Raw genomic sequence first — 19,701 nt, 5'->3', positions numbered from 1 at the left:
ACCCGCACCCGGGCGTGCCGGAACACTCACGAGCCACCCACCCCCGCTGCGCCTCCCCTACGGCGCCGGCTCGAACTCCACCACGGAGTCGAGGGCCTTGCCCATGGCCGCGTTCGCTTCGCGCTCGATCATGATCTCCACCAGCACCGGACGGCTAGTCCGGTCGGCTTCCTTGCGTGCCCATTCGAGCGACGCGCGGATCTCGCCCGGCTCGACAACGCGGGTCCCGGAGCAGCCGTAGGCCTCCATGATCTTGACGTTGTCGGTGCCACTGACGTCGTAGTGGATGTCGACTTGGAAGTTCATGTCGTACCCGATCGAGGCCTGGCGGATCAGCCCGAGGTACTCGTTGTTCAGCATGATCAGCACGAACGGCACGTCGTACTGCGCGGCGACGGCGAGCTCCTCGACCAGGAACTGGAACGAGTAGTCCCCGACGACACCGACGACCTCGGCGTCCGGCCGTGCCTTCTTGACCCCGATCGCGGCCGGGATCTCCCAGCCGAGCGGGCCCGCCTGCCCGCAAACCTGGTAGTGCCGGGGCTTGTGCGCGTGCTGGAACTGCCCGGACCAGATCTGGTAGAGCCCGATCGCGGTGACGAAGTACGTGTCGTCGCCGTAGTACTCGTTGATCTCCTTGAACACCCTCGGCGCCTTGATCGGCACGCTGTCGAAGTCCTCGCGCCGCGGCAGCGCCTCCTTCAGCTCGCCGACCCGCTCGACCCACGTCCGGTCGACGCCGATCGTGCGCTTGTCGGCCGCTTCGAGCAGCGCGTCCAGGAACGCTGCGGTGTCCGACACGATCCCGAGGTCGGGCCCGAAGACCTTGCCGAGCTGCGTCGGTTCGATGTCGACGTGGATGAACTTGCGGTCACCCCGGTAGACGTCCAGCTCGCCGGTGTGGCGGTCGCCGAACCGCGCCCCGAGCGCGAGCACCAGGTCCGACTCGAGGAACGCGGCGTTCGCCCAGCGCTGGGACGTCTGGATGCCGGCCATGCCGGCGAAGAGTTCGTGGTCCTCGGGAAAGCTCCCCTTGCCCATCAGCGTCACCTGCACGGGCACGCCGAGCTTCACCGCGATCTCCCGCAGCTGCTCGCTCGCTTCACCGATGACCACGCCGCCGCCGGCCAGGATCAGCGGGCGTTCGGCCGACAGCAGCATGTCCAACGCGCGTTCCAGCGGCGCGGCCGCGGGCTGCGGCGTCACGTACGGCAGCGGCGCGTCGAGGCTGGAATCCCACTCGATCTCCTGCTTCTGGACGTCGATCGGCAGGTCGATCAGCACCGGACCCGGCCGGCCGGACCGCGCGATCCGGAAGGCCTCGCGGAAGATCCAAGGCAGCTGCGCGGCTTCCTTGGCCTGCACGGCCCACTTCGTCACCGGCTTCGCGATCTCCACGATGTCGACGGCCTGGAACGCCTCGGTGTGCAGCTTGCGCGAGTCTGCCTGGCCGGTGATGCACAGGATCGGGATCGAGTCGGCCTGCGCGGTGTAGAGGCCGGTGATCATGTTGGTGCCGGCGGGACCGGAGGTGCCGATCGCCACTCCGACCCCGCCGGTGGTCCGGGCCCAGCCGTCGGCCATGTGGGTCGCGCCCTCTTCATGGCGGACGACGAGGTGCTCGATGCCGCTGCCCTGAAGTGCTTGGTACAGCGGGAGAATCGCCGCGCCGGGGCAGCCGAAAACGGTGTCGACCCCTTCGCTGGCGAGGATCTCCACGACGGCTTGCATAACGGGGATCTTGGCCATGGTCAGTCCTTTTCTGGGGAACGTCCGGAGAGCGCTTCGGTGACCTTGAGCAGCGCGGAGTGGTCGAGTGAGCCGTAGCCCATCGCCCGCCCCGCCGCGATGAGCTGGGCGACCAGCCCGGTCAGCGGCAAGGAGACGTCGGCCTGGCGGGCGGCGGCGAGCGCGATGCCCATGTCCTTGTGGTGCAGGTCGATGCGGAAGCCGGGCTCGAACCGCCGGGCGACCATCGACTCGCGCTTGAGATCGAGGATCCGGTTGGCGGCGAGGCCGCCGGCGAGCACGTCGAGGCCGGTTCCCGCGTCGACGCCGGAGGCCTCCATCAGCACGATCGCCTCGCCGACCAGGCCGTAGATCCCGCCTACGACCAGCTGGTTCGCCGCCTTGACGACCTGGCCGGCACCATGCGGGCCGACGTGGACGATGGTCTTGCCGACGATCTCGAACAGCGGCCGCGCGGCGGTGAAGTCGTCCGCCTCGCCGCCGACCATGATCGACAGCGCCGCCTGCTTCGCGCCGGCCTCGCCACCGGACACGGGGGCGTCCAGTACGCGGATTCCCTTTTCACCGCCGAGTTTCGCGAGTTCGAGCGAGGTCTCGGGGCGGATCGTGCTCATGTCGATCAGCAGGGTTCCCGGTTTCGCGACCTCCAGGACCCCGCCCGGACCGAGCACGACGGCTTCGACGTGCGGGTGGTTCGGCAGCATGGTGATCACGACCTCGGCGCCATCGACGGCGTCGGCGACGCTCTCGGCGGCGTGTCCGCCCGCGGCCACGAACCTGCCCAGCGCGTCGGCGCCGAGGTCGAACCCGCTGACGTCCTGTTCGGCGGCGACCAGGTGCGCGGCCATCGGCCCGCCCATGATGCCCAAGCCGATGAAGGCGATCTTCGTCATCGTTGTCCCCTTCGGGTTTGCGGCAGCCAGCCGAACGATTCGACACTGCCGCCCAGTGGCTTGTATTCGATTCCGACATGGCCCGCGTAGCCGGCGTTCTGCAGCTTTTCGAGATAGCCCTCGAGGTCGAGGGAGCCGGTGCCCGGCTGGTTGCGGCCGGGTACGTCGGCGATCTGCACATGGCCGATCCGCGGGGTGTACTCGGCGATGACCGCGTCGAGGTCGTCGCCGTTGGTGGCGAGGTGGTAGAGGTCCGCGAGCAGCCTGACGTCGTCGCGGCCGAGCTTGTCGATCACCGCGAACGCGTCGGCGGCGGTCTTCAGCGGGTGACTTTCCAGGCCGGACAACGGTTCGAGTACCAGCCCGGCCCCGATCCGCGCGGCCGCGTTCGCCGCGACGTCCAAGTTGGACAGTGCGACCTCATCCTGCGCAGAGGCGTCGACGCCGTCGATCCTGTTGCCGTACAAGGCGTTGAAGCTGCGGCAGCCGAGGCGCTCGGCGATGTGGACCGCGATGGCGACGCTGTCCGCGAACTCCGCTTCACGACCGGGCGCGGAGACGATGCCGCGCTCGCCGGCAGCCATGTCCCCGGCGAAGAAGTTGAGCCCGACCAGCGTCAACCTGGCCTCCACGATCGAGGCGACGAACTGGTCAACGTCGGTGTCCGACGGTACGGCGACGTCGAACGGCCACCAGTACTCGACGGCCTTGAACCCCAGGGCGCGCGCGGCTTCAGCCCGCTCCAGGAGCGGGAGCTCGGTGAACAGGATCGACAGGTTGACGTCGTAAGGCAGCGAGTGCCGGGACCCGGCATGGTCGACCATGGGAACTCCGTATAATTTCGCTGTGCGGAATTTTCTTTTCGCATAACGAGACTAACCCCGTGGAGCGACTCTCGTCAACGGGCTACGCTCGCCCCGTGGAGCTAGAAGCGGAATTCACCAGCGAACCGTTCCAGGGCGAAGGCGAGCCGCCGGAGCACGCCGTCCGAGCCAGGGAGGCCGCCGAAAAAGCCGGGCTGACCACGAATTTCGGCCCGCTTGGCACCACCGTCAGCGGCTCGGCGGATGCCGTGCTCAGCGGCTTGGCCGACATCGCCCGCGCCGCGATCGAGGCAGGTGCGACTCGCCTCACGCTCCAAGTCCGGCTCGCGGACGCGCCGGCCGCTCACCCCGTCGAGCTCAACAGCGCGCTCGACCGACTCATCGCCGACGTCGAGCGGGAGCTGGGCGGCAAGCTCGCCGGCCTCGACCGCGCGGGCAAGCAGCACGCGGTCCGGCTGTTCAAGGAACGCGGCGCGTTCACGCTGCGCAAGTCGGTCGCCACGGTGGCCGAAGCGCTCGGCGTCACGCGGTTCACCGTCTACAACTACCTGAACCGAGAGCCGGAGTAGCTCGGTTTCAACAAACTGTTGACGACAACGAGCGTCGGCCGTACCGTTTGGGCAGAATTACTTTTCCACCATGCAAAATCGCGGGAGCCCGCTTGCCTACCCTCTCCGAGTTCAACCAGTCCGACGTCCGAGACCTGCTCACGACGTGTCTCGCCGTCCCCCGCTGGGTCGACGCGCTGCTCAGCGGACGCCCCTACACAGACGTGAACGCGCTGCTCACGGCGTGCGATGCGGCGACACCGCTACTACCCGATGAGGTCCGCGCGGCGATGGCCGCGCACCCCCGGATCGGCGAAAAGGCGTCCGGCAGCGGTACGGGCGCGAACTGGTCCCGCTCCGAACAGTCCGGTGTGGACAGTTCCACGGCGGCGAAGTTCGCCGCCGCGAACGCCGAGTACGAACAGCGGTTCGGGCACGTCTACCTCGTGTGCGCCAGCGGCCGCAGCGGCGAGGAACTGCTCGACGACCTGCGCGGACGTCTCGGCAACGACCCCGACACCGAACTCACCATCGCCGGGCGTGAACTCGCGAAGATCGCGAAGCTGCGACTGGAGAAAGCTGTGTCCGCATGAGTCTCATTACGACGCACGTGCTCGACACCGCCGTCGGTAAACCCGCTCCTGGCATCCACGTCCGGCTCGACGCGCGGGGTGTCGACGGTTGGTCCCTGCTCGCCGAGGGGCGCACCGACCACGACGGCCGCATCCGCGACCTCGGGCCCGAGCGGCTCGACGCGGGCGTCTACCGGCTGACTTTCGACACCGGCGCATACCTCGAGCCGGACGCGTTCTTCCCGGAAGTCGTTATCTCGTTCCGGATCCTCGATCCCGGCGCGCACCACCATGTGCCGGTCCTGCTCAGCCCGTTCTCCTATTCCACCTACCGAGGGAGCTAACCGGTGGCCATCGTTTTGGGACCCAACCAGTACGGCAAGGCCGAAGTCCGGCTCGTCACGGTCAGCCGGTCCGGCCCGGTGCACCACGTCAAGGACCTGACCGTGTCGACGTCGTTGCGCGGCAGCCTGGAAAGCACGCACCTGACCGGCGACAACGCCGACGTCGTCGCGACGGACACGCAGAAGAACACCGTCTACGCGTTCGCCAAGGAAAGCCCAGTCGGTGAGATCGAGGACTTCGCGCTGCGCCTCGGACGGCACTTCGTCGACTCGTTCGGCCACATCAGCGGCGCGCGGATCCTCATCGACGAGCACGGCTGGGACCGGATCGCCGTCGACGGCAAACCCCACGACCACTCGTTCTCCAAGGCGGGCAACGAGAAACGCACCACAGCGGTGACGGTGGACGGCGACCGGGCCTGGGTCGTGTCCGGTTTGGACGACCTCGTGCTGCTGAAGTCGACGGGTTCGGAGTTCCACGGTTTCCCGCGGGACAAGTACACCACGCTCGCCGAGACGTCCGATCGCATTCTCGCGACGGCCGTGACAGCGCGTTGGCGTTACCAGGGCAGTGACGGCAACTGGGACATCGATTGGCCGAAGAGCCATCACGAAGTCCGCCGGATCATGCTGGAAACCTTTGCCACGAAACACAGTCTGTCGCTGCAGCAAACGCTGTACGCAATGGGCGAAGCGGTGCTCGAGGCCCGGTCCGAGGTCGCCGAAGTCCGGCTTTCGCTGCCGAACAAGCACCATTTCCTGGTCGACCTCAAGCCGTTCGGGCTGAGCAACGACAACGAGGTCTTCTACGCCGCCGACCGGCCGTACGGCCTCATCGAAGGCACGATCCTGCGCGACGACGCCGAAGACCCCGGCCTCGCCTGGCACACACTCCCCACCTTCTAGAGCGGGCACTTTTGTACTTTTGTGGCTCTTCGGTCGTATGTGTGGGTGCTGGTTGCTGTGGACTGGCTGCGTTTTACCGCAGCAAGGGCCGGGTCGTGTCGGTGTACGGCGAATGCCGGCGTCCGGAGCCGGGTGTGGGACTCGCCGGTCTGAACGTGGGACTCGCCCTCGCTGAACGTGGGACTCGCACAGCACATCGGCGAGTCCCACACTCCAGCCCGGCGAGTCCCACGTTCAGGCCGACGAGTCCCACAGTCACCACCAGCCGACCACACCCACTGGCCTCAAAAACCTCACCAGCCACACCGACACCACCCAGCCACCCCAACCGACCTTCAGAATCCCTTCCCCACACCACCCGCCCCGCATCCCTGCCGCGGTAAAACGGAGCCAGTCCACATCACCCGGCACCCACCCGCACCGCAACTCGACGGCGAGTTGCGATGGTGCGCGGTTCAACTATCGCAACTCGACGGCGAGTTGCGGGGGTTAGGGGACGTGGGCTGGGACGAAGTCGCGGATCAGGGCGGCGAGGACGTCTGGCTGATCTTCAGGAATGAGGGTGTAGCTGTCCTCGATCTCGACCAGCCGGGCGTCGGGGAAGAGCTTGGCCAGCCGGCTTCCGTGTTCGATCGGCATCAGCTTGTCCTCCTTCGCCCACGCCACCAGGACGGGACGCTCGAAGGAGGCCATCTGCGCGGACCATTCGAGCAGTTTCGCCTTCGGCGGCACGGACCGGACGTACTTGAGCAGGTCGCGGCGAATCTCGGGCTGGTCCTGCGAAGGCCGGAACCAGTCGTCCATCACCTCGGTGGGCACCGGGCGCTTGCTCATCCAGCCCCATGACGTCGGAGCGCGGCGGAAGATCCTGAAGCGGAACAGGTTCATCAGGAATCGGAAGCCGCCGGGAATCCGGCACGCGACGATGAGCAGCTTGCCCGGCAACCCCGGCGGGTAGTTGTCGAACGCCTCGCACGAGGTCAGGACCAGCCTGCCGACGCGATCCGCGCGGCCTTCGGACAGCAACACCTGGCCGCCTCCGCAGTCGTTGAGAACCAACGTGACGTCGCTCAAGTCGAGCTCGGCGAGGAACTCGTCGATGAGCAACGCGAGGTTACGCAGCGAGAGGTCAGCGTCCGGGTGCATCGGCTTGCGGTGGCTGCCGACCGGCCAGGTCGGTGTCAGGCAGCGGTATCCGGGCAGGCCGGGGACGACTTTGCGCCACACCGAGCCGTCCATGGTCAGCCCGTGCATGAAGACCAGCACCGGGCCGTCTCCGCCGGTGTCCCCGTACTCGATCGGACCGACGGAAAGTTCTATCTCGGACATGCTCGCCCCCGATTTGATAGATCGCTCTAGCGACAAAGTAGCCTACACTCGGACGCAGACGCAACACTGACGCGAGGAGCACGGGTGGCAGGCACGAAGGACCGCATCATGGAAGCCAGCGCGGAACTGTTTCGCCGCAACGGTTACACCGGCACGGGCCTCAAGCAGATCGTGACCGCGGCCGGCGCGCCCTTCGGGTCGCTGTACCACTTCTTCCCCGGCGGCAAGGAGCAGCTCGGCGTCGAGGTCATCCACGCCTCCGGGATGATGTACCTCCAGCTGTTCGACATCTTCTTCGACAACGAGACCGACCTCGTCCACGGCGTCGAAGCCGCCTTCGCCGGCGCCGCGGTCACGCTGCGCGAAACCGACTACGCCGACGCCTGCCCGATAGCGACCGTCGCCCTGGAAGTCGCCAGCACCAACGAACCCCTGCGCAAGGCCACCGCGGAGGTCTTCACTGCCTGGATCGACTACGGCACAGCCAAGTTCCAGCCTTTCGGCCTGCCAGAAGCCACCGCGCGCAAGCTCACCATCTCGCTGGTGAACAGCCTCGAAGGCGCCTTCGTCCTGAGCCGCGCCCTCCGCGACACCGAACCCCTCGCCGTCGCCGGTGCCACCACGGCGCTCGCTGCGAAAGCCGCATTGGCCGAAGGCTCGGGCTAGAACGGCCTATCGTGAGTTGATGCTCGATCCTCACTCCCGCCCGAAGCTCCAGCTACCCGCGCTCCTCGAGGTACTGCGGCGAATACCGGAGAAACCTCGCGCGAAGGACCTGGAACGGGCAGAAACGTACAACGCCTTCCGCGAACGACTCCGCCACGACCGGACGGCGCTTGGCGTCGCCCAGGTCGACCGCACCTTCGACGCCGGGGCCCGCCGATGACGTTCAAGGCGGACCAGATCGCGTTCCTGGCGAAGTCGGGGTGGGCACGACGTCCCGTCGCCGACCTCCCGTCGGTGACGAGCGGATACCTGGGCAAGGCGTTCACGGCTGAGCAGTGGCGCAAGGCGGAGGCGGCAGTCACGGGGCTGCGGGAGCGGTTCGCCGGCGCGCGGTTCGCCGAGGAAACGACGTACGGCGTCCTCCTCGTGCCCGACCCGGCGAAGCTGGACACGCGCCGGCCGGTGGCGCGGCAGCAACTCGGCGACGACTTCTTCGACGAACGCCTGCCCGCCGGGACGCTGGGTGCCCGAAGTGGGACGCCGTGGACGATGGTCGCCACCGTGACGGGCCGGTACGGCCCCTCGCTCGGCAGCTATACGCAAGTGAAGGCCGCACCGGAGTCGATGTTCACCGTCGGCGGCATCGACACCCGCCGCATGATGACCCGCCAAGTCTGGGGCGCGCGGGTGCTGCAGGGCGGAAACGTGTTCCCGGACTGCGAGAGCAACGAGCACTGGACGTTCACCCTGTTCCCCGGAGAGGAGCTCGTCGACGGCTTCGCGGAGTCCGGAACCGTACTGAAGGGCAAAGTCCGGTTCCGCCTTGGCAAGCCCGATCGCGGCATCGTCTCCGCGCGGGTCGCCCCGGGAATCCTTATCCGGTAACGGGTGCCACTGGCACCTCGCTCAGTCTCCGCGGTAGACCCGCCAATCACCGACGGCGGTGATGTCGATCAGCTCAGGAGAGTCCACAGCGGACTCCCGGAGGACTGTGGCGAGGCAGGCACCACCGTCCTCCAGCTCGATGAGGCCCAGTTCGAGTTCCGGTGGCTCAGCCGGAACCAAGTGGTCGCGCAGCACGTCGAGGGGCAGGTCGTAGACCTCGCCCGCCACGCTCGCGCCACCCGACGCAACCTGGTACATCGCCGGGAACCGGTCCCCCACCGAGAAATAACGGTACTTCGGCGCCGAACGCGCGGTGCACAGCAGTGGCGCTCCTTGGAGCTGGGCGTGCAGCGGACCGCCACGCATACCGCCGCCGTTGAGGAACATCAGAACCACGACGTCACCCCTTCGATCGCGAAGTACGCCGTGAACACCACGGCCAGGATGCCCAGCAGCCAGCCAACCTCGCGCACCTTTCCCTTGCACACCCGGATCAGCACATACGCGACGAGCCCGGCGCCGATACCGTTCGTGATCGAGTAGGTGAAGGGGATCAACGCGATCGTGAGGAACACCGGGATCGCGAAATCCAAGTCCTCCCAAGGAATCCGACGGCACTGCGCCATCATCATCCCGCCGATCACCACCAGTGCCGGGGCGGCGGCCTGTGCCGGCACGACCGCCGCGAGAGGCGTGAAGAACAGCGTCGCGGTGAACAACGCGCCGGTCACCACACTCGCGAGGCCCGTACGCGCTCCTTCGCCGACGCCGGCCGCGGATTCGAGGAACACGGTGTTCGGCGCCGAACCGGTGAAACCGCCGGCGAACGCGCCGATGCCGTCAACGAGCAGGATACGGCCCATCCCCTCGACACGGCCGTCCTTGACCAGGCCCGCTTCCGCCGAAACGCTCGTGATCGTGCCCATGGCGTCGAAGAAACCCGACAGCACCAAGGTGAACAGGAAGACGATCGCGGTAGTGACGCCCGCCGAGCCGAAGCCGCCGAACAGGTCGATGTGCCCGAGCAGGCTGAAATCCGGGCTCGCGACGATGTGCTCCGGCAGGTTCGGGGAGACCAGTCCCCAGCCCTGCACGTGGAACACGCTGTTGACGATGACCGCGAGTACGGTCGCGACCAGGATGCTGATCAGCACCGCGCCCGGGACAGCCCGGCTGATCAGCACGATCATCAGCAGCAGCCCGACGCAGAAGATCGCGATCGGCCAGCCGACCAGGTGCCCGCCGATACCCATCCGCACCGGGACCGTCGAATGCGCGGCGTCCGGGGTCCTGGTCACGAAACCGGAGCTGACCAGGCCCACGAGCGCGATGTAGAGCCCGATCCCGACGGTGATCGCGATCTTCAGCGGGGTCGGGATCGCATTGATGATCCGTTCCCGGACCCCGGAAACGGCCATCAGAACGATGCAGACGCCTTCGAGGACAACAAGTCCGAACGCCTGCGCCCAGGTCATCGTCGGAGCCATCTGGAACGCGACGACGCCGTTGACGCCGAGCCCGGCGGCCAGCGCGAGCGGCGCGTTGCCGACCAGGCCCATCAGGATCGTGGTGATGCCGGCCGCCAGCGCCGTGGCGGTGGTGACCTGTTGGGTGCTCAGGTGCGCGCCGGTGATGTCGGCGGACGCCCCGAGGATGAGCGGGTTGAGCAGCACGATGTAGCACATCGCGACGAAGGTGGTGACTCCACCGCGGACCTCACGGCCGAAAGTGCTGCCACGAAAGGAGATCTTGAAGAACTTGTCCACTACGGACACTTTGTGGGGAACGGGTTCGGGGGAGGTGTGGGGACGGTCGGTGCGTAATTGGGTCATGAGTCTCTCCACGACAATGTGGGCGTGCTCGACCTGGGGACAAAGAGCTCGTGAGTGTTCCGGCTCGTTAGAACGAGCCGGAACACTCACGAGTCCTAGTAGGCGCGCTTATCGGGTTTCGACACCCACGCCTGAAAAGGCTCGAAGTACTGCTCGATCCCGACCTGGTCGATACCGATCGGCCAGCTCTCGCGGGGTTTACCAAAGAGCTCGTAGAACTCGCGATCGTCGAAACCCGCTTTGGCGGCGTCATCACGATCGGCGGCATAGATCACCTTGTCGACCCGCGCCCACAGGGCCGCGGACAGACACAAAGGGCAAGGCTCGCAAGAGGAAACAAGCACACACCCGGTGAGTTTGAAATCACCGATCAGCTGGCACGCGGCGCGAATGGCGACGACTTCCGCGTGCGCTGTCGGGTCGAGGTTCGGGGTCACCTGGTTGGTTCCCGTCGCGAGAAGTTCGCCATCGCGCACAATGAGCGCGCCGAACGGACCACCGCCCGCCGTCACGTTGTCGGTGGCGAGCCGGACGGCCTCTTCCAGCCATTTCTGCTCGTCGGAATTCACGAATACGCTCCTAGGTTCCGGTGAGGTGTTCGGGGCGGACCGGGACGCGGGTCAGCGCGAGGCCAGTGGCGGCGCGGATGGCCGCGACGATCGCCGGGGTGGACGAGATGGTCGGGGGTTCCCCGACACCTCGCAGTCCGTAGGGGGCGTGCGGGTCGGCGAGCTCGAGGACGTCGATGCTCATCGGCGGCATGTCCAGCACGGTCGGGATCAGGTAGTCGGTGAACGACGGGTTGCGAATCTTGCCGCCGACGGTCTGGATCTCCTCCATGACGGCGAGTCCGAGGCCCTGCGCCGAGCCGCCCTGGATCTGCCCGAGTACGGCCTGCGGGTTCATCGCCTTGCCGACGTCCTGCGCGCAGTCGAGCGAGATCACCTTCACCAGCCCGAGTTCGGTGTCGACGTCGACGACCGCGCGATGCGCCGCAAAGCCGTACTGCACGTGAGCGTTGCCCTGCCCGCTTTCCGGGTCTAGGCCCTCGGTGGGCCGGTGGCGCCATTCGACAGTCTTGTCGAACACCTCGGTGTCCAGCACGTCGACGAGGTCCGCGAGCACGCCGTCGGCCGACGAGACGAGCTTGCCGCCGGAGACGCTCAGTTCACTGGCCCGCGCGCCGAGCTTCCCCTCCGCGTGCGCGAAAAGTTCCGCGCGCACGGCCAGGCACGCGGCCTGCACCGCTCCCCCGGTGACGTAGGTCTGCCGCGACGCCGACGTCGAGCCGCCGTTGCCGATGGTGGTGTCCATCGGCAGGATGGTGACCTGCTCGATGCCCAGTTCGGTCCGGACGATCTGCTGCATGATCGTCACCAGGCCCTGGCCGACCTCGCACGCGGCCGTGTGCACCATCGCGGCCGGCTCACCGCCGACGATCTGGAGCCGCACGCGGGCCGTCGAATAGTCGTCGAAACCTTCGGAGAAGCAGACGTTCTTGATGCCGACGGCGTAACCGACACCGCGGACGACGCCTTCACCGTGGGTCGTGTTGGACACACCGCCGGGCATCCGGCGCAGGTCGAGTTTGCCTTCGGCGGCCGGCAGCGGCTTGTTCTGCAAGCGCAGCAACAGTTCCTCGACCGGCGCGGCCGAGTCGAGCACCTGCCCGGTTGGCATCACACTGCCTTCGGACATCGCGTTGCGCACACGCACCTCGACGGGGTCGAGTCCGCACGCCTCGGCGAGTTTGTCCATTTGCGACTCGTAGGCGAACCCGGCCTGGACCGCGCCGAAGCCCCGCATCGCGCCGCAGGGCGGGTTGTTGCTGTAGGTGCCCCAGCAGTCGATGGACACGTTGTCGACATTGTACGGGCCGACCCCCAAGGTCGCCGCGTTGGCGACCACGGCCCCGGTCGACGACGCGTAGGCACCGCCGTCCAGGTACAGGCGTGCCTTGACGTAGAGCAGCTTGCCGTCGACGTCCGCGCCGTGCTCGTAGTACATCCGCGCGGGATGCCGATGAACATGGCCGTAGAAGGACTCTTCGCGGTTGTAGACCATCTTCACGGGCTTGCCGGTGTGCAGCGCGAGGAGGCACGCGTGCACCTGGATCGACAGGTCCTCGCGGCCGCCGAACGCGCCGCCGACACCGCCGAGCGTCAGCCTCACCTTGTCCTTCGGCAGGCCCAGCGCGGCGATGATCTGCTGCTGGTCGACGTGCAACCATTGCGTGGCAACAAAAAGGTCGATGCCACCGTCTTCGGCCGGTACCGCGAGACCGGACTCCGGACCGAGGAACGCCTGGTCCTGCATGCCGACCTCGTAAGTCCCGCTGACGACCACGGCGGCTTCGACGTCGACGTTTCCGCGCCGGATGGGGACATGCCGGACGACGTTGCCACCGGGATGCAGCTTCGCACCCTCGCCGGCCACTGCCGCTTCGACGTCGATGACAGGCTCGAGGACCTCGTAGTCGACGACGATCCGCTTCATCGCGCGACGCGCCGTTTCCGGGTGGTCCGCGGCGATGATCGCGACCGGCTCACCCTGATATCGGACGACATCGACGGCCAGCACGGGCTGGTCCTGATGCTCCAGCCCGTAGCGGTTGACGCCGGGCACGTCGGAATGGGTGAGAACCGCTGACACCCCAGGGAGTTTGAGCGCTTCGGTGATATCGATGCCGAGGATGCGGGCGTACGGATGCGGGCTCCGCAGCGTCACACCCCACACCATGTCCTCATGCCACAGGTCCGAGGAATACGCGAACTCGCCGCGCACCTTGATCGTGCCGTCCGGGCGCAGCGGGCTCGCGCCGACGCCGTTCGTCGTGCCGGTAACCGTCTCTGTCGCGGTACTCATCGGGTCTCCCGCAGTTTCGCGCTCGCCACGGTGAGTTCCCGGGCGATCGAGTCCTCGTCGGCGTTCTGGAGTTCCGCGTTGGACACCACGGTCCGGCCGCCGACCAGCAACCGGTGTATGGGCGGGACCGAGCCGAGGACCAGCGCGGCGACCGGATCGGTGATACCCGCGTAGCGCAGGCCGCCGAGGTCCCAGATCGCCAAATCTGCGAGCTTGCCCGGCTCGATGGAACCGATTTCGCCTTCACGGCCAAGGCAGCGCGCCCCACCCATCGTGCCCATCCACAGCGCCTCGCGGGTAGTCAGCCCGCGGGGTCCGCCGCGCTGACGCGCCTGCAGCAACGCCTCGTGCAACTCCTCGCCGAGCCCGCCGGACTCGTTGGACGCCGCGCCGTCGGCCCCGAGACCGACCGGCACACCGGCGTCGAGCAGGTCGCGGACCGGCGCGATCCCGGCACCGATGCGACCGTTCGACGTCGGGCAGTGCGCGGAGCCGGTGCGGGTCGCGCCCATCCGGCGGATCGCGTCGGGGGCGAGGTGGATCGTGTGAGCCAACCAGACGTCGTCACCGAGCCAGCCGAGCTTGTCCGCGTACTCCGCAGGTGTGCAGCCGACTTCGGCGAGGCACTGCTGCTCCTCGTCGATCGTCTCGGCGAGATGGGTATGGAGTCGGACGCCCTTGCGCCGGGCCAGCTCCGCGGCGCCGGTCATCAGGCGCTCGCTGACGGAGAACGGCGAGCACGGTCCAGCGGCGATCTGGACGCGGGCGTTCGCGGACCGGTCGTGGAACCGGTCGATCGCCTGCTCGGTGCCGAGCAGCGCGGCCTCGGTGTCCTCGACGAGGTTGTCCGGCGGCAGCCCGCCCTGGGACTCGCCGCGGTCCATCGAGCCGCGCACGACGTGGATGCGCGTGCCGATCCGGTCGTTGGCGGCGACCAACGCTTCGACCTGGTCACCGGCGTCGCGCGGGAAGACGTAGTGGTGGTCGGCGATGGTCGTGCAGCCGGTCAGCGCGAGCCGAGCGAGGCCGGCCGTCGCGGCGGCGTGCGTGATCCCGGCGTCGAGCCTGCCCCAGATCGGGTACAGCTCGACCAGCCACTCGAAGAGCGTGTGGTCGGCGGCGAGCCCGCGCGTGGCCCACTGGTAAAGGTGGTGGTGGGTGTTGATCAAACCGGGGGTCACCAGCTTGCCGCGTCCGTCGATCCGCTCGCCGGCTTCTCCGGCTGGGGCGGAGCCCTCGCCGACGGCGACGATCACCTCGTTGTCGACGACGACGTGTCCGCTGTGGATCTCGGTTCCCGCGGCGTCGACCGTCGCGATGGCCGCGTTCTCGATCACGGTCCTCATACCGCACCCCCCTTGACCGTCGACGCGAGCCGCACGGCGTCGAGGATCTTCTCGTATCCGGTGCAGCGGCAGAGGTTCCCGGCGAGGGCCTCGCGGATTTCCTCGTCATTCGGGTTGGGCACGCGGTTCAGCAGGTCGTGCGCCGCGACGACGAGACCAGGTGTGCAGAAACCGCATTGCACGGCCCCGGCATCCACAAAGGACTGCTGGATCGGGTCGAGCGTGTCGCCGTCGGCGAGTCCCTCGACCGTGCGGACCTCGCGGCCCTCGACCTGCCCGGCCGCGACCAGGCACGAGCACACCGGCACCTGGTCGAGGTACACCGTGCACGACCCGCATTCGCCCTGCTCGCAGGCATTCTTGGAACCGGGGAGGCCGAGCCGCTCACGCAGCACGTAGAGCAGGCTCTCGCCCTCCCACACGTCGTCGGCCTGGCGTGGCTCGCCATTGATCGTCACGTTCACGCGCACGCGCTGTCACTCCCCTGATAGTCGTTCCATGCCCAGGTCAGCGTCCGCCTGGCCAGCACCGAGAGGGCGTGCCGGCGATAGTCGGCGCTGCCGCGGACGTCGTCGATGGGCGCGCTCGCCGAAGCCACCAACTCGCCGAACCGGCGGCGCACGGAGTCCGCGATCGGTGCCCGTGAGCCCCACAGCTTCTTGTCTGTCAACTCGCCGGCCAGGAACGCTTCGGCCTTGAGCGCGCGACGCGGCGTCGGTGCGGCGGACCCGACCGCTGCCCCGATCGCTTCCCGTTCGGGATGCAGGGCGATCGCGAAAGAGCAGACCGCGATGACCATCGCGTTGCGCGTCCCGACCTTGGAAAACTGCTGCGGCGCGGCCGTGACCGGCACGTTGACCGCCGTGATGAGCTCGTCGGGTTCCACCGCGTTGCGCTTGACCCCCAGGTAGAACTCGTCGGCCGGGATGGTGCGCACGCCACGCACGGACGCGACCTCGACGCTGGCACCCACCGCAAGCAGCACCGGATGGGTGTCCCCGGCGGGCGACGCGGCGCCGAGGTTGCCGCCGACGGTCCCGCGGTTGCGGATCTGCGGCGACCCGACCGTCCTCGACGCCATCGCCAGACCAGGGAGTTTGTCACCCAGTTCAGCGATCACCCGGACGTAGGGCACGCCGGCGCCGAGCCGCACGGTGTCAGCAGCCGACGACACTGAGGACACTGAGGACCAATCGGCCAGCTCCGGAACCCCGGTCAGGTCGAGGAGCGCCGCGGGCCGCCGGTGGTCGAAGTTGAGCTCGACCATGACATCGGTGCCGCCGGCGATGGGCACGGCGTCCGGCCGCTCGGCTTTGAGGGCGAGCGCGTCGGCCAGCGTGGTGGGACGCAGGAAATCCATGTGGGTCAGTACACAGTGACGGCGGTCATGCCCGCAACGGCGCCGAAGTATGAACCGGGGGCAGCGCGGAGCCGGGTCTTTGTGCTTTCCTACAAGTCCGATGACAGTGCTGAAAACTCTTCTGGACCTGCCCGGCCTCGGCTTGCGACTGCGCACCGGGGCCGAGCTGCTCGACCGCGAGGTCACCAGGATCTACGGAACGGAACTGCCCGACCCCGGCCGGTACCTGTCATCCGGTGAGCTGGTGCTGAGCGGGTTGCTGTGGTGGCGCCGGCCGGGTGACGCGGAACCGTTCGTGGCCGCGCTAGTCCAGGCGGGCGCGGCGGCACTGGCAGCGTCCGGCGCGGACTCCGGCGGCATCCCCGACGACGTCGTCGAGGCGTGCGCCCGCCACCGCATCCCGCTGCTCGAAGTGCCGGTCGACGTGTCGTTTTCGCTGGTCACCGAGCGGGTTGTGCTCGCGCTGACCGGGGACTCCGGCGCCCGGCGGCGGCTGCTGTCGATCGCGACCGAGAACGCGTCCGTCCCCACGCTGCTCGCCTACGGGAGCGCCGAGCTCCGGGCGGCGTGCTGGGTGGTGTCGGGCACGGGACGGCTGGTGGCCGGGACTCCGCCGGTCGCCGGGCGAACGAAGCTGCCGATCACCGGTCGCAACCCGGTGCCGTGGCTGCTGGTGGTCGACGCCGAACTCGAACCGGCCGCCGCCGAGATCGCGGAGGAACTCGCCGGGCTGATCGGCCTGGCCAGGTCGCGTGACGAGCAGATCCAGCGAGCCGACAACTCCGCCGAAACGCTCCTCCGACTGCTCGGTGACGGTACGGCGACCGGGTCCGACCTGGCGGCAGCCTTCAGCGCGAGCGGTTTTCGCGCGCAGGCTTCCGTCCGGGTGCTGCTCATCCGCACGCCCGGTGCCAACGTCGGGCGCGAGCTGCTCGCGGAACTGCTTGCCGACCATCCACTCAGGACAGTGTTCGGGACGATCGGCGAGGAAACCTGCGCGCTCGCCGAAACGGACGAAAGCTGGCCGTCGGGCTGGACGTCGACCGCGTCCACCGCGCTGTCCACAGTGGATCAGCTGCTCGGCACGTCGAGAATCCTGCTCGGACTGGGCGGCCCGACAGGCGTCCCTGGCCTGCGTGGGGCGTGCGAGGAGGCCAGGCACGCACTGGTCGCGGCCACCAACCACGCCGCACGTGTCGCGGTGGTGTCCGGCGAGGAGGTCGGCGTCCATCGACTTCTGCTGGCCGGCGCCCCCGACGAACTACGCGCGGCGCTGCGTGAGCGGGTGCTCGGGCCGCTGCTGGCCTACGACGTCGAGCAGCACGGTGACCTCGTGCGGTCCGTGCGCGTATTCCTCGAATGCTCGGGCTCGCCGGCCAGGGCGGCGAAGGCGCTGCACGTGCACGTCAACACGTTGCGTTACCGGATCACGAGGGCGAGTGAGATCCTCGGCGTCGACCTGACCGAGTTCACCACGCAGGTCGACGTCTATCTGGCCTTGATGGTCGAGGGCTGACGGTCGGGTGTTCGGGGGCTTCGGGGATACTCGGAGTCATGGGCAAGCAGAACCGTCAGCGACGGGCGGCGAAAGCGAAGCAGCGAGCTGCCCAGGCACGTACCTCATCCTCCGGTGGCGCGGCGTTCTGGTCGGCGCAGCAAACGCAGTTCTCCGCCGCCGACATCGCCAACGCCATCGGCGCCGCGGCCCGGGCGAACATGCAGGGGTATCCCGTCGCGGTGAAGGAATGCGTGGCCGAGCTGACCTCGGGAACGCTGCCGCTCCGGCTCGTCGAACAGGGCGTGGACCTGGCCGGCGCCGAGATCGTGAAACGGGTTTTCGAGTACGGCTGGCTGCCCGAGGACCTCTACCAGGTGACCCGGCGCAAGCTCGACGAGTTCGCCGTCGCCTACGTCGTCGACCGGATCGCGGCGTTCATGCGCCCGTATGCCCCGGCGACCGTGCACCCGGCCTGGCTGGACCAGGTCAGCGAGCTCGGCGCCGACGTCTGGTGGTCGTCCGAGCAGCCGCACATGGGCCAGTGGGCCGCCAAGCACATCCTCGTCACCGACGAAGCCCTCACGACGGTGATCGAGACGTTCTCGAACCTCATGACGCTCCCGAACCAGGAGCGGATCCTGCCGCTGCCCGGCACGGTGCGGGCGAACGCGCCGGTCGCGCACCATTCCGTCAACGAAAAGATGCTGAGCCGCGTCCGCGCGCTGCTCGCCAAGGCCGAGTCGAGTGCCTTCCCCGAGGAGGCGGAGGCACTGTCGGCGAAAGCGCAGGAGCTGATGACCCGGCACGCGCTCGACCGGGTCCTGGTCGAGGCGGACGCGTCGATCATCAGCATCGTGTCGGCCCGGCGGCTCTGGCTCGAAACGCCGTACCTGGACGCGAAGTCGTTGCTGGTGAACGTGGTCGCGTCGGCGAACCGCTGCCGTGCGATCTTCCATCCCGCACACGGGTTCGTCAGCATCCTCGGCGACGAGAACGACCTGGACTCCGTCGAGATACTCACCACGTCGCTGCTGCTGCAGGCGACCCGCGCGATGATCGCCAGCGGCGGTCACACTTCGAAAACCGGCCAATCCCGCACTCGCTCGTTCCGGCAGTCATTCCTCGTCGCCTACGCGACCCGGATCGGCGAACGCCTCGAACACGCCGCTGAAGCCACCCTCGAAGAAACACACGACGCCGCCCGCCTCCTCCCCGTGCTGGCTTCCCAGCAGAAGAAGGTCGACCAGGCCTTCGAAACGATGTTCCCCTCCACCGTAGGAAAGCGCGTCTCGGTGAGTAACGAAGCCGGCTGGGGCGCCGGCCGCGCCGCCGCCGACCGCGCCGCCCTCTCCCCCCGCCGCGAGGAAGTCGAAGGCTGAGCGTTTGGCCTGTCTTTGCCTGCGGCGCGTTCGCAACTCGACGGCGAGTTGCGGTAAAGGCACGTACGGAGTGGGGTCAGGCTGTGGTATCGAGCGCGCCTAGCTTCCGTTTACTGAAGCAAGGACCGGGGCGGCGAGGGACTGCGGTGCGGATCCGAGCGCCGCATCCGTCACGCGGTGGTACCACCGGTGTCGATGTGATCACTGAGGCTGCCGCGGGCTCGCCGCGCCCGCTTCCATTCGTATCGGGGGATCCCTGGTACGAATGATTCGTACCAGGGATCCCCCGATTCAGTACTGCCGCAGTGCTTTCGCAAGTCGACGGCGAGTTGCTGTTGTGCCGGGAACGCAGTCAGGGCTCGTCAGTGTCGCGGCCGGATGATCCGGTCGCGGCACTCACGAGCCCTGGTACGGGTTGTCCTTGTTACCCGTGCATGGTGTTTCGCCTGGGGTTTCGAAGCGGATCAAGATAGTCGGGTGGGATGAAGTCCGGTCTCCCGTCACCGCCCATCCGCACTTCCCAACCACCACAGTGAATTAATCGGTGGTGGCGTCCGCATAGCAGGGTGAGGTTCTCATAGTTTGTTTTGCCACCGTCTGCCCAGAAAACAATGTGGTGACCCTCAGTGTGTTTGGCGTGCTTGTTGCAACCGGGAAAAGCGCAGCCGCGGTCTCGCATCACGAGACGGCAGCGTTGCCCGGGGG

Annotated in this window: 21 protein-coding genes; 9 read left to right on the top strand and 12 right to left on the bottom strand. The window is 67.8% G+C overall.

Translation table 11 applies throughout. The annotated features are described in order from the left end of the window. Positions 1-57: 57 nt before the first annotated feature. From gcl to JWQ81_RS41795, 3 genes are read right to left on the bottom strand one after another with little or no spacing between them, the layout of a single operon-like run. Positions 58-1,749 (bottom strand): glyoxylate carboligase, encoded by a 1,692-nt coding sequence (gene gcl, locus JWQ81_RS41805; protein WP_297550856.1) that lies wholly within the window; start codon positions 1,747-1,749, stop codon positions 58-60. Between the two features lie 2 nt (positions 1,750-1,751). Then, the gene (locus JWQ81_RS41800) at positions 1,752-2,642 is read right to left on the bottom strand and encodes a 2-hydroxy-3-oxopropionate reductase (protein ID WP_297550854.1); all 891 of its coding nucleotides are present in this window, start codon (positions 2,640-2,642) and stop codon (positions 1,752-1,754) included. After that, the gene (locus JWQ81_RS41795) at positions 2,639-3,466 is read right to left on the bottom strand and encodes a TIM barrel protein (RefSeq protein ID WP_297550852.1); all 828 of its coding nucleotides are present in this window, start codon (positions 3,464-3,466) and stop codon (positions 2,639-2,641) included. The genes JWQ81_RS41800 and JWQ81_RS41795 overlap by 4 nt, the downstream gene beginning before the upstream one ends. 95 nt (positions 3,467-3,561) lie before the next feature. Between JWQ81_RS41795 and JWQ81_RS41790 the strand changes: the two genes are divergently transcribed. The 4 genes from JWQ81_RS41790 (at position 3,562) to pucL (ending at position 5,836) form a co-directional block, all read left to right on the top strand. Then, the gene (locus JWQ81_RS41790; RefSeq protein WP_297550850.1) at positions 3,562-4,035 is read left to right on the top strand and encodes a helix-turn-helix domain-containing protein; all 474 of its coding nucleotides are present in this window, start codon (positions 3,562-3,564) and stop codon (positions 4,033-4,035) included. A gap of 92 nt (positions 4,036-4,127) precedes the next feature. Beyond that, positions 4,128-4,607, top strand: coding sequence for a 2-oxo-4-hydroxy-4-carboxy-5-ureidoimidazoline decarboxylase (gene uraD / locus JWQ81_RS41785; RefSeq protein WP_297550848.1), 480 nt, complete (start codon positions 4,128-4,130; stop codon positions 4,605-4,607). Continuing rightward, the gene (gene uraH / locus JWQ81_RS41780; protein WP_297550846.1) at positions 4,604-4,930 is read left to right on the top strand and encodes a hydroxyisourate hydrolase; all 327 of its coding nucleotides are present in this window, start codon (positions 4,604-4,606) and stop codon (positions 4,928-4,930) included. The genes uraD and uraH overlap by 4 nt, the downstream gene beginning before the upstream one ends. 3 nt (positions 4,931-4,933) lie before the next feature. Beyond that, positions 4,934-5,836, top strand: a complete 903-nt coding sequence (gene pucL, locus JWQ81_RS41775; protein ID WP_297550844.1) for a factor-independent urate hydroxylase — start codon at positions 4,934-4,936, stop codon at positions 5,834-5,836. Positions 5,837-6,325: 489 nt separating this feature from the next. Here pucL and JWQ81_RS41770 read toward each other — a convergent pair whose 3' ends face one another. After that, positions 6,326-7,165, bottom strand: a complete 840-nt coding sequence (locus tag JWQ81_RS41770) for an alpha/beta hydrolase (RefSeq protein WP_297550842.1) — start codon at positions 7,163-7,165, stop codon at positions 6,326-6,328. A 108-nt stretch (positions 7,166-7,273) separates the two neighbouring features. Between JWQ81_RS41770 and JWQ81_RS41765 the strand changes: the two genes are divergently transcribed. The 3 genes from JWQ81_RS41765 to JWQ81_RS41755 are packed head-to-tail and all read left to right on the top strand — an operon-like array spanning position 7,274 to position 8,716. Next, entirely contained in the window at positions 7,274-7,831 is a 558-nt protein-coding gene (locus JWQ81_RS41765) for a TetR/AcrR family transcriptional regulator (RefSeq protein WP_297551064.1), read from the top strand. Between the two features lie 19 nt (positions 7,832-7,850). Next, positions 7,851-8,051, top strand: coding sequence for a hypothetical protein (locus tag JWQ81_RS41760; RefSeq protein ID WP_297550840.1), 201 nt, complete (start codon positions 7,851-7,853; stop codon positions 8,049-8,051). After that, positions 8,048-8,716 (top strand): hypothetical protein, encoded by a 669-nt coding sequence (locus tag JWQ81_RS41755; RefSeq protein WP_297550839.1) that lies wholly within the window; start codon positions 8,048-8,050, stop codon positions 8,714-8,716. The genes JWQ81_RS41760 and JWQ81_RS41755 overlap by 4 nt, the downstream gene beginning before the upstream one ends. Before the next feature lie 21 nt (positions 8,717-8,737). On the opposite strand, the gene JWQ81_RS41750 is transcribed toward JWQ81_RS41755, so the two are convergent. The 7 genes from JWQ81_RS41750 to JWQ81_RS41720 form a co-directional block, all read right to left on the bottom strand. Next, positions 8,738-9,112, bottom strand: coding sequence for a gamma-glutamylcyclotransferase (locus JWQ81_RS41750; protein ID WP_297550837.1), 375 nt, complete (start codon positions 9,110-9,112; stop codon positions 8,738-8,740). Next, positions 9,103-10,548 (bottom strand): NCS2 family permease, encoded by a 1,446-nt coding sequence (locus JWQ81_RS41745; RefSeq protein WP_297550835.1) that lies wholly within the window; start codon positions 10,546-10,548, stop codon positions 9,103-9,105. The genes JWQ81_RS41750 and JWQ81_RS41745 overlap by 10 nt, the downstream gene beginning before the upstream one ends. A gap of 95 nt (positions 10,549-10,643) precedes the next feature. Then, positions 10,644-11,117 carry a nucleoside deaminase gene (locus JWQ81_RS41740; RefSeq protein ID WP_297550833.1) on the bottom strand — a complete coding sequence of 158 codons (474 nt, stop codon included), beginning with the start codon at positions 11,115-11,117 and terminating at the stop codon, positions 10,644-10,646. Between the two features lie 10 nt (positions 11,118-11,127). Continuing rightward, a complete protein-coding gene (pucD, locus tag JWQ81_RS41735) occupies positions 11,128-13,413 on the bottom strand; it encodes a xanthine dehydrogenase subunit D (RefSeq protein ID WP_297550831.1) in 2,286 nt (761 codons plus the stop codon). Then, on the bottom strand, positions 13,410-14,759 hold the full coding sequence (locus tag JWQ81_RS41730; RefSeq protein ID WP_297550829.1) for an 8-oxoguanine deaminase: 1,350 nt from the start codon (positions 14,757-14,759) through the stop codon (positions 13,410-13,412). Before JWQ81_RS41730 ends, pucD begins: the two co-directional genes overlap by 4 nt. Continuing rightward, complete coding sequence (locus JWQ81_RS41725; RefSeq protein WP_297550827.1) at positions 14,756-15,229, bottom strand: (2Fe-2S)-binding protein; 474 nt, start codon at positions 15,227-15,229, stop codon at positions 14,756-14,758. The genes JWQ81_RS41730 and JWQ81_RS41725 overlap by 4 nt, the downstream gene beginning before the upstream one ends. Continuing rightward, positions 15,220-16,119: an FAD binding domain-containing protein gene (locus JWQ81_RS41720; RefSeq protein ID WP_297550825.1), complete on the bottom strand. Its 900-nt coding sequence runs from the start codon at positions 16,117-16,119 to the stop codon at positions 15,220-15,222. The genes JWQ81_RS41725 and JWQ81_RS41720 overlap by 10 nt, the downstream gene beginning before the upstream one ends. Before the next feature lie 100 nt (positions 16,120-16,219). Between JWQ81_RS41720 and JWQ81_RS41715 the strand changes: the two genes are divergently transcribed. Together JWQ81_RS41715 and JWQ81_RS41710 are read left to right on the top strand one after the other, a co-directional pair. After that, positions 16,220-17,635 (top strand): PucR family transcriptional regulator, encoded by a 1,416-nt coding sequence (locus JWQ81_RS41715; protein WP_297550823.1) that lies wholly within the window; start codon positions 16,220-16,222, stop codon positions 17,633-17,635. 38 nt (positions 17,636-17,673) lie between these two features. After that, positions 17,674-18,996, top strand: a complete 1,323-nt coding sequence (locus JWQ81_RS41710; protein WP_297550821.1) for a DUF2786 domain-containing protein — start codon at positions 17,674-17,676, stop codon at positions 18,994-18,996. A 424-nt stretch (positions 18,997-19,420) separates the two neighbouring features. Here JWQ81_RS41710 and JWQ81_RS41705 read toward each other — a convergent pair. Beyond that, a partial coding sequence (locus JWQ81_RS41705; RefSeq protein WP_297540040.1) for an HNH endonuclease signature motif containing protein occupies positions 19,421-19,701 on the bottom strand: 281 nt, incomplete at its 5' end.

The organism is Amycolatopsis sp. (assembly GCF_025464955.1).
GTDB lineage: Bacteria > Actinomycetota > Actinomycetes > Mycobacteriales > Pseudonocardiaceae > Amycolatopsis.
Note: the sequence above shows the minus strand (reverse complement) of the source record. Positions and strands in the feature narration are given on the sequence as shown.

Excerpts from the sequence above, each read along its gene's own strand:
- JWQ81_RS41745 (WP_297550835.1), bottom strand. The coding sequence starts at position 10,548 with ATGACCCAATTACGCACCGACCGTCCCCACACCTCCCCCGAACCCGTT.
- JWQ81_RS41795 (WP_297550852.1), bottom strand. The coding sequence starts at position 3,466 with ATGGTCGACCATGCCGGGTCCCGGCACTCGCTGCCTTACGACGTCAAC.
- pucD (WP_297550831.1), bottom strand. The coding sequence starts at position 13,413 with ATGAGTACCGCGACAGAGACGGTTACCGGCACGACGAACGGCGTCGGC.
- JWQ81_RS41770 (WP_297550842.1), bottom strand. The coding sequence starts at position 7,165 with ATGTCCGAGATAGAACTTTCCGTCGGTCCGATCGAGTACGGGGACACC.
- uraH (WP_297550846.1), top strand. The coding sequence starts at position 4,604 with ATGAGTCTCATTACGACGCACGTGCTCGACACCGCCGTCGGTAAACCC.
- JWQ81_RS41800 (WP_297550854.1), bottom strand. The coding sequence starts at position 2,642 with ATGACGAAGATCGCCTTCATCGGCTTGGGCATCATGGGCGGGCCGATG.
- JWQ81_RS41755 (WP_297550839.1), top strand. The coding sequence starts at position 8,048 with ATGACGTTCAAGGCGGACCAGATCGCGTTCCTGGCGAAGTCGGGGTGG.
- JWQ81_RS41710 (WP_297550821.1), top strand. The coding sequence starts at position 17,674 with ATGGGCAAGCAGAACCGTCAGCGACGGGCGGCGAAAGCGAAGCAGCGA.
- JWQ81_RS41765 (WP_297551064.1), top strand. The coding sequence starts at position 7,274 with ATGGAAGCCAGCGCGGAACTGTTTCGCCGCAACGGTTACACCGGCACG.
- JWQ81_RS41730 (WP_297550829.1), bottom strand. The coding sequence starts at position 14,759 with ATGAGGACCGTGATCGAGAACGCGGCCATCGCGACGGTCGACGCCGCG.
- JWQ81_RS41715 (WP_297550823.1), top strand. The coding sequence starts at position 16,220 with ATGACAGTGCTGAAAACTCTTCTGGACCTGCCCGGCCTCGGCTTGCGA.
- JWQ81_RS41760 (WP_297550840.1), top strand. The coding sequence starts at position 7,851 with ATGCTCGATCCTCACTCCCGCCCGAAGCTCCAGCTACCCGCGCTCCTC.
- JWQ81_RS41720 (WP_297550825.1), bottom strand. The coding sequence starts at position 16,119 with ATGGATTTCCTGCGTCCCACCACGCTGGCCGACGCGCTCGCCCTCAAA.
- gcl (WP_297550856.1), bottom strand. The coding sequence starts at position 1,749 with ATGGCCAAGATCCCCGTTATGCAAGCCGTCGTGGAGATCCTCGCCAGC.